The sequence below is a fragment of the Nonomuraea sp. NPDC050556 genome (genome assembly GCF_044457355.1).
Lineage (GTDB): Bacteria > Actinomycetota > Actinomycetes > Streptosporangiales > Streptosporangiaceae > Nonomuraea.
Map to the genome: position 1 here is coordinate 1,986,271 of NZ_JBITGU010000001.1, position 12,389 is coordinate 1,998,659.

The following is a 12,389-nucleotide window of genomic DNA, read 5'->3' on the forward strand; positions in this document are numbered from 1 at the left end:
CGACTAATACATTTGCGATGTTTTCACGATGGATGTCCGATCACGTGGGATAGGACGTGTTGGGGCGAGTGTGCTGAAATAGCTCTCCGTGAAGGTTGAACGGCTGCGATTCGCGATCCTGGGGCCGGTGGAGGTGTCGGCCGGGCGGCCGCTGGCCCCCCGGCATCGCGCCGTGCTCGCCTACCTCCTGCTGAACGCCAGGATCGTGGTCAGCGCCGACCGGCTCGCCGACGCCATGTGGGGCCAGACCCCGCCGGACACCTCCAGGGCCCAGATCCACGCCGCGATCACCGCGATCCGCAAGATGCTCCGCGAGGCGGACGCTGAAGAGGTGCTCTCGACCAGGCCGGGCGGCTACCTGATCACCTCGGCCAACCTCGACCTGGACGAGTTCAACGAGCGGGTGAGCGCCGCCCAGCTCAAGGATCCCGCCGAGGCCGCCGCGGCGATCAGGCAGGCGCTCACGCTCTGGCGCGGCGAGCCCCTCGCCGACCTGAACGCCGACTTCGTGCCGGGCGCCAGGGCGAGGCTGACCGACCGGCGGCTGGCCGCCGTCGAGCAGCTCGCCGAGCTGGAGCTGGAGCTGGGCCGCCACAACGACCTCATCGACGAGCTCGCCGCCGAGGTCGCCGCCCATCCGGTGCGTGAACGGCTGGCCGGACGTCTGATGCTCGCCCTGCACCGCGCGGGACGGCAGGCCGACGCGCTCGCCGTGGCACGCACGCTCAGGGAGACGCTCGCCGACCAGCAAGGACTCGACCCCGGCCGCGCCTTCACCGATCTCGAACAGGCCATCCTGCGCGACGACCCGGCCATCGCCGCGTCCCACAGCCCCCCGCCGAAACCCCCCGCACCCGCTGCGATCCGCGCCAACTACCTGCCCTACGACACCCCCGACTTCGCCGGACGTACGGCGGAGCTCGACCGGCTGGCCGAGCGGCACGCCGGCAGCGCAGGAGTGGTGACGATCGCGGCGATCGACGGGATGGCGGGCATCGGGAAGACGGCGTTCGCCGTCCACACCGCCCACCGGCTCGCCGGCCGCTTCCCCGACGGGCAGCTCTTCGTCGACCTTCAGGCGCACACCGCGGGCCAGGTGCCCGTCGACCCGGGCGCCGCGCTGGAGATCCTGCTGCGCCAGCTCGCCGTGCCCGCCGAGCGCATCCCCGCCTCGGTCACCGACCGGGCGGCGCTGTGGCGGGCCGAGCTCGCCGACCGCCGCGTCCTGGTCGTCCTGGACAACGCGGCAGACACCGAGCACGTGCGGCCGCTGCTCCCCGGTGCCACTTCCGGCATGTTCCTGATCACCAGCAGGAGGCGGCTGCTCGGCCTCGACGGGGCGCACACCCTGTCGATGGAGGCGCTGCCCGCCGGTGACGCGGTCGAGCTGTTCAACCGGATCGTGGGGGAACGGGCGCGGGCCGAGCCCATCGCCGTGCTCGACGTCCTGCAGCTCTGCGGCTTCCTGCCGCTGGCCGTACGGATCGCGGCGGCTCGCCTGCACCATCGCGGGCAGTGGACGGTCTCCTACCTCGCCCACCGCCTCATGGGCCAGCGCCGCAGGCTCACCGAGCTGTCCACCGCCGACCGGGGCGTGGCGGCCGCGTTCACCCTGTCGTACCAGCAGCTCGACCCGGACCAGCAGCGCATGTTCCGGCTGCTCGGCCTGCACCCGGGCCGCGACATCGACATCGCCGCCGCGGCCGCGCTGGCCGACGTGCCGATGGACGACGCGGAGGCGCTGCTGGAGGACCTCCTCGACACCCACATGCTGCTGCAGCTCGAACCGGGCCGCTACACCTTCCACGACCTGCTGCGCGAGCACGCCCGCGACCTGGCGGCGGCCGACCAGGGGACCGAGGCGGTGGCGCGGTTGCTCGACCACTACCGCGACACGGCGGTCGCCGCCGTCACCGAGCTGTACCCGTACATCGCGCACCGGATGCCCGCCGTGCCGCACGTGGATCCGCTCCTCGGCGCGACGGACTGGCTGGAGGCGGAGCGCGCGAACCTCATCGCGGCCGCTGCCCACGCGGCCGACAACGACTGGCCGGCGCACGCCTCCCAGCTCGCCGCCATCCTCTACCACTACCTCGACCGGCGCGGCTATCACACTGACGCCCGCACCCTGCACGACCTGGCGTTGCGCGCGGCCCGCCGTACCGGCGACCGGCAGGCAGAGGGGCACGCGCTGATCGACCTGAGCGAGGTGAGCCTGCGCCAGGGCCGTCCCGAGGAGGCGACCTCGGAGGCCAGGCAGGCGCTGGAGATCTGCCGGGAGATCGGGGACCGCCTCGGCGAGGCGCTGGCGCTCAACCGGCTCGGCCACGTGAGCTGGCGCAGGCACGACTACGCCCAGGCGCACGAGCGCTACGCGCGGGCGCTGGAGCTGTGCCGCGAGATCGGCGACCCGGTCGGCGAGGCGGCGGGCCTGGACAACCTCGGCACGGTGTGCGAGCGGCAGGGCGCCTACGAGCAGGCCGTCGAGCACCACCAGCAGGCCATGAACCTCTACCGCGGGATCGGCAGCGTGCACGGCGAGAGCGACGCGCGCGACAACCTCGCGCTCGTCTACCGGCGGCTCGGCCAGTACGACCTGGCCCGCGAGCACCACAGCCGCGCGCTGGACCTCTACCACGAGCTCGGCTACCGCAGCGACGAGGCCAGGGCGCGCAACGGGCTCGGCGCGGTCGCACGGGCCGTGGGCGACCCCGAGCTCGCCATCGAGGAGCACGAGGCGGCCCTGACGCTCGCCCGCGAGGTCGGCAACCAGCCGGAGCAGGCCCGCGCGCACGAGGGCCTGGCGCACGCCCACCGCGCGCTCGGCCGCCTCGACGCGGCCCGCGCCCAGGCCGAGCTGGCGCTCGACCTCTACACCCACCTTGACGTCCCAGAGGCCGAGGAGATCCGGTGCTTCCTGACACAACTCCCGTGAGCATTGGCCGGGTCGCCTCGATCACGTTCACCGGCAACGTGATCGACTTCTACGAGTTCTACCTGTACGGCACGGCCGCCGCGCTGGTCTTCGGCCCGCTGTTCTTCCCCTCGCTCTCGCCGGTCGCGGGCACGGTGGCCGCCTTCGCCACGTACGCGGTCGGCTTCGTCGCCCGCCCGCTGGGCGCCACGGCCTTCGGCCACATCGGCGACCGGTACGGCAGGCGGCGCGTCCTGCTGTCCTCCCTGCTGATGACCGGGCTGGCCACGACCTTCGTCGGCTTCCTCCCGACCTTCGCCCAGATCGGGGTCGCGGCTCCGCTGCTGCTCGTCTGCCTGCAGTTCTTGCAGGGGTTCGGCCTGGGCGGCGAGTGGGGTGGCGCGATCATGCTGACCGCCGAGCACGCGCCGGCCAGGCGGCGCGCGTTGTGGGCGAGCATGGCGCAGGCGGGCCCGTCGCTGGGGTTCCTGCTGGCCAACGGGGCCATGCTGGCGCTGTCGGCGACCCTGACCGACGCCCAGTTCACCTCGTGGGGGTGGCGCATCCCGTTCTGGGCGACGTCCGTGCTGGTGGTGGTGGGTCTGCTGCTGCGGCTCTCGCTGGAGGAGACCCCGGCCTTCGAGGCGATGGTCCGGCGCAAGGAGACCGTCCGCGTCCCGCTGGTGGAGCTCTTCCGCGGCCACTGGCGCACCGTCCTGCTGATCGCGGGCGCCCTGACCTCGGGCTTCGCGGTCAACTACGCCGTCGCCACCTGGTCGATCAGCCACGGCACCCACAACCTGGGGCTCAGCCGTTCGACCGTGCTGGCCTGCGTCATGGTGGCCATCGCCGTCAAGGGCGCGGGCATGCCGCTGATGGCGATGCTCGGCGACCGGTACGGGCGCAGGACGATGAGCATGATCGGCACCTTCGCCATGCTGGCCTGGTCGTTCCCGCTGATCATCCTGATCCAGACGGGAAAGCCGGTCCTGATGACCCTCGGGTTCGTCGTGGCCATCCTCTGCCTGATCGCGATGCTGGCCGTCCAGGGCGCGTACCTGTCCGAACTCTTCCACGTGAAGGTCCGCGCCACGGGCGCGTCGGTCTCGTACGGCCTGGCCGCGGTCCTGGGCGGCGCCCTCACTCCATTGATCGCCACCGCCCTCGCCACCGACCAGGGCCCGCCGTGGGCGGTGGCCGGTTACCTGGTGGCCCTGGGCTGCGTCAGCCTGCTCTGCTTCCGCGCCATGCCGGAGACCCGCGAAACCGGCCGATAAATGGTTGGACAGCACGAGAGGGGCGGCGATAACGTGCCGGAGGCCGTGACAGGACGCGAGGAGGTGAGACCCATGAACGCAGTAGCGAAGTGGGTGCTCCCCCACGCTTTCACGGTCGAGCGACAGCGCTAGGCGTCGCCGGGAGCGCCCCGACCAGGCTCTCCCGAAAGGCGACAACCATGAACTTCATTTCCGGCATGAGCAAACATGCCGTGGCGGTCAACCGGGTCGCGGAAACGCAGTGGCACGCCGTCGAGGACGACCTGACGGTCGGCCGCGGCTACACCTCGCGCAGACCCGACGGGCGGACGTTCCTCAGCATCGACGCCTGGCACGACGCGGCCTTCGACCGGCTCGCCGACGCCATGCTGGCGGACCTGCCGACGCCGCTCTACACGGTCGCCGACGAGGCGGACCTCGACATGACCTCCGGCTGGGCGCGGGCCGGTTTCACCGTCCTGCGCCGCGAGTGGGAGTACCTCGTCCCCACCGACCCGCAGGTCACCGGCCTCGGCTCGGCTCCCCCGCAGGGCGTGACGATCGTGCCCGTCGGGCAGGCGGAGGAGGGTCCCCTGCGCGCGTTGCACCGCACGATCCACGACGAGGTCGAGGCCACCGTCGGCTGGCGGGAGATGCCCGCCGAGGTGCTCCCCCGCCCCGACCTCCCCGTGGTGGTGGACCCGTCGATGTACGCGGCAGCCGTACACGCCGGTGAGTACGTGGGGCTGATCAGGGTGACGACGGTCGCCCGGCAGCCCAGGTGCAGGCGGATCGGGCTGGTCGCGGTCCGCTCCGACCGGCACCGCCGCGGCATCGCCAGAACGCTGCTCGCGCACGTGCTGGGGTCGCTGCACCGCTGCGGGATCGAGACGGCGTCCGCCGACGTGAACGAGTCCAACGGCGCGGCCGTGGCGCTGTTCGAGGGCATCGGCGCCCGGCGGGCGAACAGCAACGTGGAGCTGATGAGGACACGACCATGACGAAGGCGACAGGAAGCATCGAAGTCATGGGCACCGTCGTGGAGTGCCTGCGCAACGCCACCTTCAGGGTGGAGCTCGAGAACGGCCACAAGGTGCTGGCCCACATCAGCGGGAAGATCCGCAGGAACTACATCAAGATCCTGCCGTACGACAAGGTGCTCGTGGAGCTGAGCCCGTACGACCTCAACCGGGGCCGGATCCTCTTCCGCTACCGGACGTGACCATCGCCGGGGGCGAATGTCACAGACTGAGACATCTCACTCACAGGTAACGTTCAGAAAACTTCACGGAAGATCAACGTTCTTCCGGTGCGGGGCAGCGTCCGCATGCTACGTTCCACGGTCGTGGCCAGAAATGACACAAATGCCCGCAATTGGGAAGGTCGCCTGGCGTTCCGGGGGAAATCATGAAGCGCTCGCCTCGCAAGCTGCTCCTCGTCGTCCTCGCCGGCGTGCTCGTGGTGGCCGTCGTCGGATGGCTCGTCGCGGGAAGGTTACGCTCCCCCGCCGACGAGGCGGCCTCGCGCCGCCCGCCCAAGCCGTCGAGCATCACCGTGGCCGTGGAGAAGGCCGAACTGGTCTCCACGGTCACGGCGAACGCCTCCATCGAGTACGGCTCGCCCGTCCCCGTCGCGCTGGCCGGTGTCGTCGGCGACAACGGCCTGGCCAGCACGTCGATCGGCGACGGCGGCAGCTCCCAGCGGGTCACCCGGGCGCCGAAGGTCGGCAGGATCCGCGAGGGCGGCGTCCTGCTGGAGGTCAACGGCCGGCCGGTGTTCGTGCTGCGGGGCAAGGTGCCGATGCACCGCACCCTGCTGCCGGGCGTCGAGGGGGACGACGTCAAGCAGCTGCAGCGGGCGCTGAACAGGCTCGGCAACAAGGTGAAGGTCAGCGGCACGTTCGACGCGGCCACCGCCTCCGCCGTGACCGCGTTCTACAAGAAGCGCGGCTACCAGGCCCAGCTTCCCTCACGCGCGGTCAAGACGGAGCTGAAGGGCCTGCGCGAGGCGGTCAACAACGCCCGGCTGGCGGTCGTGGAGCAAAAGAAGGAGCTGGCCAAGAGCGCGGTCGTACGGCTGGCCAAGGCCAAGGTCGCCGACGCCAGGATCGAGCTGGCCAAGGCCGAGGAGGATCTGGCCAAGCTGCGCTCGCCGGAGCTGACGCCCGACGAGGAAGCGGCCATCGAGTCGGCGGAGAAGGCGGTCCGCGACGCGCGGGAGGCGGTGACCAAGGCCCAGGAGGACCTGGACGCCGCCAAGAAGGCCGCGTCCTCCGTACCCACTCCTGACCCCAGCGCCACGCCGAGCACGCAGCCGCAGCCGACGCCCACCCAGAACCTGGCGCCGCTGGAGCGCGCGGTGGCCCGCGCCAGGGAGGACCTCGGGGCGGCGGAGCGCGCCTACGAGCGGGCCCGCCAAAAGCTGATGGACGAGCGCGAGAAGCTGGTCGGCGAGAAGGAGAAGGCCGTCAGAACCGCGAAGAACGCCTTGCTGGAGGCCAAGGAGGCGCTGCGCAAGGAGCTCGACCAGGCAGCGGGGAAGATCAAGCTGGAGAACGCCAACACCTCGCTCGCCTCCTCCCGCGAGGCGCTGGCCGACTTCCTGAAGTCCTACGGCACCTCCGTCCCGCCGGGCGAGGTCGTGTTCCTGCCGTCGCTGCCCGCGCGGGTGAGCAAGTCCGAGATCAAGGCGGGCGCCACCGTGGAGAAGGACGTCGCGCTGGTGACCAGCTCGCAGGTGGTGGCCTACGGGTTCGTCGACATCGCCGAGGCCGACCTGCTGAAGGTGGGGCTGAAGGCGTCCATCGAGACCGAGGGCGGCACGACGGTGAAGGCCATGCTGACGGCGTTCGGCGACAAGGCCAAGCTGCCCGGCTCCGGCCAGCAGGACGGCCAGAACCAGGAGCAGCAGGGGCAGGAGCAGCAGGAGGCCACCACGGTGCCGATCCTGGTGACACCCGACTCGCTGAAGGGGCTCAAGCGGTTCGCGGGCGGCAGCGTCACGGTCAAGCTGCACGTGGGCGCCACCGACGGCGCGGTGCTGGCCGTACCGATCGCCGCCGTGGTGACCGGAGCGGACGGCAAGGCAAGGGTGCAGCTGCAGACGGCGCCGGGCAAGACCCGCGAGGTCGAGGTCACCACCGGGTTGTCGGCCGACGGCCTGGTCGAGGTCTCGGGCGGCGACCTCAAGGAGGGCGACCTGGTGGTGGTGCCGAGTGTCTGAGATCGAGGCCCTCCTGGAGACCGGCCAGGTACAAGACGGCGCGCCACCGGTGCTGGAGCTGGACCGGGTCACCCGCAGCTTCCCCACCAGCCCGCCCGTGGTCGCGCTGAACGAGGTGAGCCTGCGCGCCGAGCAGGGCGACTACGTGGCCATCGTCGGCCCGTCAGGCTCGGGCAAGTCCACGCTCATGAACGTGCTCGGCCTGCTCGACCGCCCCACCAGCGGCGAGTACCGGCTCATGGGACGCCAGACCACGACCATGCGCGAGCGGGAACGCACCAGGCTGCGCGGCAGCGCGATCGGCTTCGTGTTCCAGTCCTTCCATCTGCTGCCCCACCGCAGCGTGCTGGACAACGTGATGCTGGGTGAGACCTACGCGCGGACCGGCGACCGCAAGGGCCGCAGGGTCCGCGCGCTGGCCGCCCTGGAGCGGGTCTCGCTCGGCCACCGGGTGGAGTTCGCCCCGCCGCAGCTGTCGGGCGGCGAGCGCCAGCGGGTGGCGATCGCCCGTGCCCTGATGGGTTCGCCCGGCCTGCTGCTCTGCGACGAGCCGACCGGCAACCTCGACTCACGCAACACCGAGGCGGTGCTCGACCTGCTCGACGACCTGCGGGCCACCCAGGGCCTGACCATCGTGGTGATCACTCACGAGCACGAGGTGAGCGAACGGGCGGCGCGCCGGGTGCGCATCGCCGACGGCACCCTCACCGAGTCGGCCTGAGATGCACTACCGCGATCTCATCGACGAGGCGCTGGCCGGCGCGCTGGCCAGGCCGATGCGCGCCGCGCTGACCACGCTCGGCACGGTCCTGGGCATCGGGACGCTGGTCATCACGCTCGGCGTGGCCGCCACGGCGGGCAACCAGATCGTCGGCCGCTTCGACGCGCTCCTGGCCACCTCGATCACCGTCGACGTGCTCAACAACGACGGCGGCTGGGGCCAGGCGGCCAAGGCGGCGCCGAAGGTCGTCAACTGGAACGCCGTGGACCGGCTGACCCGGCTGAACGGCGTCGTCTCCGCAGCCGCGGTGGGCGACGGCGCCTCGGGCCTGATGGTCCGCTCCAACCAGATCGTCGACCCGACCAGGGTGACCCAGCAGCAGCTCGCCGTGGTCGCCGCCACTCCCGGCCTGCCCGCCGCGGTCCAGGGGACGATGAAGGCGGGACGCTTCTTCGACGCAGGGCACCTCAGGCGCGGCGACCGGGTCGCCGTGCTCGGCGAGGAAGCGGCCAAGCTGCTGGGCATCACCCACCTGGAACGCTCGCCCGCGGTCTTCCTCGGCAAATACTCCTACACCGTGGTCGGCATCCTGGGCGGGTTCAAGCGTGAGCAGAACCTGTCGGCCGCCGTCATGATCCCGCCGACCGCGGGCAAGCCGGTCGGCGCCACCACGGTCACCCGCGTGCTGATCAACACCACGCTCGGCGCGACCGACCTGATCGCCAAGCAGGCGCCGACCGCGCTGGCGCCGGGCAACGAGGCCGCGCTCCAGGCGATCGCGCCCGCCCAGCCCAAGCGGGCGCGCGACGCCGTGCAGAGCGACGTCAACGCGCTCTTCCTCATCCTCGGACTCGTCTCGCTGGTGGTCGGCGCTGTCGGCATCGCCAACGTGACGCTGGTGACGGTGATGGAGCGGGTCGCCGAGATCGGCCTGCGCCGGGCGCTGGGCGCGGCCCGCCGCCACATCGCCGCCCAGTTCCTGGCGGAGTCCACGCTGATCGGGCTGGTCGGCGGGGTGATCGGGGCCAGCCTGGGCGTGCTGGCCATCGTGGGGATCTCCGCGGCCAAGCAGTGGACGCCCCTGCTCGATGTACGGATCGCGCTGGCCGCTCCGGTGGCTGGCGCGTTGGTGGGACTGGCCGCCGGGCTCTATCCGGCCCTGCGTGCGGCCCGCATGGAACCAGTGGACGCGTTGCGATGAGGGGGCACCGGATGAAGATGCGGACGATGGCGTTGCTGGCGGCGGGAGCCGTACTCCTGACGGGGTGCAGCGGGGGCGGCCCGGCCACGGGCGGCGACCAGGAGCCTGGCGCCGAGCCGACGGGGCTGGCGGCGGCGATGGACAAGGCCGAGGCCAGGTGGAAGAAGCAGTCGCAGGAGACCGAGGCGGCCCTCGTCGTGTGCATGAAGGGCAAGGGGTTCACCTACAGCCCGTACACCTGGGACAGCGGGCGGACCGAGACGCCCGAGCAGAAGGCCAGGCGCAACGGCGACTACGAGGCGGAGAAGCGGTTCAGGACGAAGTTCGGCTTCGGCACCTTCGCCCGGATGGTCTTCCCCGACGACCCCGAGTTCAAGATGACCAACAGCTTCACGGACCCCAACGAGAAGTACCTCAAGGGGTTGCCGGAGAAGCAGCGGATGGCCTTCTACAAGGCGCGCGAGAGGTGTGAGCTGGAGGCCCTGCAGAAGAAGACCGGCAAGAAGATCAAGAGCATGGAGGAGTACTGGAAGTCCACCCAGAAGGTGCGTGACGCCAGGACGAGCCGGGAGATCGACGGCAATCCCGAGCTCATCCAGCTGGGCCAGGCCTACTCCACCTGCCTCAAGGGCAAGGGCTACCAGGTCACCGAGACCAAGCCGTCGAAGCTGCAGTACTACATGCAGGAGACCGTCTGGAAGGACTACGAGAAGGCCACCAAGAACAAGGGCATGATGATCGAGAAGAACGGCAAGGTCACCCAGCCGATGACTCCCGTCCAGGCCAAGCCGTACCTGGACAAGGAGATCAAGATCGCGATGGACGACCTGGATTGCGGCAAGGACTTCCGCACCCCGGCGCTGCTCGCCTCGATGCGCCTCCAGGAGAAGCTCGACGCCGAACTGGGCGCCGGCTAGAAGGTTTTGCCTCGCCTCTCACCCGCCTTGCAGGTCCCGTTTCCATGATCGGTTGATGCTGGGTGCCGCAAGATCAAGATCAACGCGGGAGAGGCATGAAAAGGACGTTGAACGTGGGCGAGCTGCCGGTCGCCTCGATCCAGCCTGGAACGCTGGTCGTGGCCGCCGAGTTCACCGACCCGGACCGCGGTGTGGCGACCTGTACGGCGGCGCCACTGCTCGCGGAGAGCCTGGCCGGTGTCCCGGTGAGCATCGGGCGCCTGGCCGAGGACGCCGTCGCGGGCGAGGGGGTGCTGTTCGCCGCCTCGTTCCTCGACCGGGCCGGGCGGGTGCGTGGCCTGGGCGTGGCGGCCTGCCGGGACGACCCGGCGATGCTGGCCCTGGCCGAGGAGACGATGGCGACGTGGGTGACCGTGTTGCGCAGCCGCCGGGTCCTGGTGGCGGCCGAGACCCTGTGCCGGGGCGGACGGCGTGCGCTGGAAATGGCCGAGGCGGCGACCGTCCGGCCCGAGCGGGTCTTCTCGGTGGGAAGACCGGTTGCGGGCGAGGACGAGATCGCTCACCTGGAGCGGTCGGGGGTGGCGTTCGCGGGCAGCGTGGCCGAGGTGCCCGACGGCGCCGTCGTGGTGTGGCCGGCGCACGGGGCGGAGCTGGCGGAGCACGCGCAGGCGGCGGCGCGCGGGCTGGAGGTGGTGGACGGCACCTGCCCGCTGGCGGCCGGCGCGCAGGCGAACGCCGCGGCGTACGCGGCCCGCGGCGACACCGTCGTGGTGATCGGGGACCCGTCGCACGCCGTACTGCCCGTCCTGGCCGCCGCGGCCGGTGAAGGCGCGCACGTCGTCGGCAGTGCGGCCGAGGCGGACGGGCTCGTGGTGCCGGACGGCTCCCGGGTGTCGTTCGTCGTCGATTCGGCCATGCCTGTCGAGGAGGCGATGCCGATCGTCGCGGCGTTGCGGCAGAGGTTTCCCGCGCTGGCCGGGCACCACTTCGACCTGCTGTGCGAGCACGCCTCGCATCAGGCGCAAGCCGTGCGGCTCGTCGTGGAGGACAGCGACCTCGTGCTCTTCATGGACGGGGCCGACCCCCAGGCGGCGGCCGGGCGGCCCGCGCGGGTGGTGGCAGGGCTGGCGGACCTGAACGCGGACCTGCTCCGGGAGGCCGTCACGGTCGGGATGGTCTGCGGTCCTGACGCCGCGCGAGGGCTGCGTGAGCGGATAGTGCAGGCGCTCGCCGGGCTGGGGCCGGTGACCGTGGGCCATCGCAGCGTTCACACCAGCGCCGTGAAGGAGGTTGTCCGGGCCACCGTGTGAGCGGTTCCCGTCACATCCCGGCGAGGAAGAGGATCGCGGCGAGGAGCATTCCGGCCTCGATGACCAGGACGAAGGCGCGGGGGCTCATCCGCGTGACGGTCCTCTTGCCCAGCCACGCCCCGGCGACGATGGCCGGGGTGAGGACCAGGCCGAGCTGGAGCACGTGCGCGGACAGCAGGCTGCCCGCGCCATAGGCGGCGACCTTGGTCAGGTGGATGAGCAGCGAGGCGGTGGCCTCCGTGCCGATATAGGCGCCGGCGACCAGGCCCTTGGCGAGGAAGAACGGCGCGGCGAGCGGTCCGGCCGCGCCGAGCAGGGACGAGCCGAGCCCGGCGCCCGCGCCGATGGCGGCGAACGCCGCGTCGGCCGGTGCGTGGGGCTTCGGCCGGACCCTGCGCCAGACGACGACGGCGATGAGGAACGCGCCCAGGACCCGCTTGAGGGGTTCGACCGGCAGGTAGGGCAGGAGAAGCCCACCGGCCAGGGCGAAGGGGACGGCGCCCGCGGCGTACCAGGCGATGACCCGCCACTGGACGTCGCGCCGGTTGAACCAGGCGCGGCCGCCGTTGCTGGCCAGTTGCGTCAGGGTGAGGGTGGGCACGGCCACCTGGAGGCCGAACAGGGCGGTGAACACCAGCAGCATCAGCACCCCGCCACCCATGCCGCCCACGGACGACAGCCAGGCGAGCCCGAAGGCAAGGACGGACGCGGTCAGCAGCGTCGCGACGATGGACACGAAGAGGCCTCTCCGGTTCCCGCGCTCGCGGGAGCCGTGACCTCCAGGCTTTTGTCCCTTCAGTTGACCCGCGACCGCCGGAGCCGGGGGCGGTGTCGCTCGGACCAGCCCG

The 12,389-nt window shown here is 71.4% G+C and carries 10 protein-coding genes; 9 read left to right on the plus strand and 1 reads right to left on the minus strand.

The features are described 5' to 3' along the window. The first annotated feature begins 88 nt into the window (after nt 1-88). The 9 genes from ACIBG8_RS09990 (at nt 89) to ACIBG8_RS10030 (ending at nt 11,541) form a co-directional block, all read left to right on the plus strand. On the plus strand, nt 89-2,935 hold the full coding sequence (locus tag ACIBG8_RS09990; RefSeq protein ID WP_397342269.1) for a tetratricopeptide repeat protein: 2,847 nt from the start codon (nt 89-91) through the stop codon (nt 2,933-2,935). After that, on the plus strand, nt 2,932-4,191 hold the full coding sequence (locus tag ACIBG8_RS09995; protein ID WP_397342270.1) for an MFS transporter: 1,260 nt from the start codon (nt 2,932-2,934) through the stop codon (nt 4,189-4,191). The genes ACIBG8_RS09990 and ACIBG8_RS09995 overlap by 4 nt, the downstream gene beginning before the upstream one ends. 197 nt (nt 4,192-4,388) lie before the next feature. Next, nucleotides 4,389-5,171, plus strand: coding sequence for a GNAT family N-acetyltransferase (locus ACIBG8_RS10000; RefSeq protein ID WP_397342271.1), 783 nt, complete (start codon nt 4,389-4,391; stop codon nt 5,169-5,171). Then, the gene (infA, locus tag ACIBG8_RS10005; RefSeq protein ID WP_397342272.1) at nt 5,168-5,392 is read left to right on the plus strand and encodes a translation initiation factor IF-1; all 225 of its coding nucleotides are present in this window, start codon (nt 5,168-5,170) and stop codon (nt 5,390-5,392) included. The genes ACIBG8_RS10000 and infA overlap by 4 nt, the downstream gene beginning before the upstream one ends. A 185-nt stretch (nt 5,393-5,577) precedes the next feature. Then, nucleotides 5,578-7,392 carry a peptidoglycan-binding protein gene (locus ACIBG8_RS10010; RefSeq protein ID WP_397342273.1) on the plus strand — a complete coding sequence of 605 codons (1,815 nt, stop codon included), beginning with the start codon at nt 5,578-5,580 and terminating at the stop codon, nt 7,390-7,392. Then, on the plus strand, nt 7,385-8,113 hold the full coding sequence (locus ACIBG8_RS10015; protein WP_397342274.1) for an ABC transporter ATP-binding protein: 729 nt from the start codon (nt 7,385-7,387) through the stop codon (nt 8,111-8,113). Before ACIBG8_RS10010 ends, ACIBG8_RS10015 begins: the two co-directional genes overlap by 8 nt. Before the next feature lies 1 nt (nt 8,114). Next, nucleotides 8,115-9,314, plus strand: coding sequence for an ABC transporter permease (locus ACIBG8_RS10020; protein ID WP_397342275.1), 1,200 nt, complete (start codon nt 8,115-8,117; stop codon nt 9,312-9,314). A gap of 11 nt (nt 9,315-9,325) precedes the next feature. After that, nucleotides 9,326-10,231, plus strand: a complete 906-nt coding sequence (locus ACIBG8_RS10025) for a hypothetical protein (RefSeq protein WP_397342276.1) — start codon at nt 9,326-9,328, stop codon at nt 10,229-10,231. A gap of 95 nt (nt 10,232-10,326) precedes the next feature. After that, nucleotides 10,327-11,541 carry a hypothetical protein gene (locus ACIBG8_RS10030; protein WP_397342277.1) on the plus strand — a complete coding sequence of 405 codons (1,215 nt, stop codon included), beginning with the start codon at nt 10,327-10,329 and terminating at the stop codon, nt 11,539-11,541. A gap of 10 nt (nt 11,542-11,551) precedes the next feature. On the opposite strand, the gene ACIBG8_RS10035 is transcribed toward ACIBG8_RS10030, so the two are convergent. Beyond that, nucleotides 11,552-12,277, minus strand: coding sequence for a TSUP family transporter (locus tag ACIBG8_RS10035; protein WP_397342278.1), 726 nt, complete (start codon nt 12,275-12,277; stop codon nt 11,552-11,554). Between the last annotated feature and the right edge of the window lie 112 nt (nt 12,278-12,389).

Coding starts and splice junctions, on each gene's coding strand:
- ACIBG8_RS10000 (WP_397342271.1), top strand. CDS start 4,389: ATGAGCAAACATGCCGTGGCGGTCAACCGGGTCGCGGAAACGCAGTGG.
- infA (WP_397342272.1), top strand. CDS start 5,168: ATGACGAAGGCGACAGGAAGCATCGAAGTCATGGGCACCGTCGTGGAG.
- ACIBG8_RS10010 (WP_397342273.1), top strand. CDS start 5,578: ATGAAGCGCTCGCCTCGCAAGCTGCTCCTCGTCGTCCTCGCCGGCGTG.
- ACIBG8_RS10020 (WP_397342275.1), top strand. CDS start 8,115: ATGCACTACCGCGATCTCATCGACGAGGCGCTGGCCGGCGCGCTGGCC.
- ACIBG8_RS10025 (WP_397342276.1), top strand. CDS start 9,326: ATGAAGATGCGGACGATGGCGTTGCTGGCGGCGGGAGCCGTACTCCTG.
- ACIBG8_RS10030 (WP_397342277.1), top strand. CDS start 10,327: ATGAAAAGGACGTTGAACGTGGGCGAGCTGCCGGTCGCCTCGATCCAG.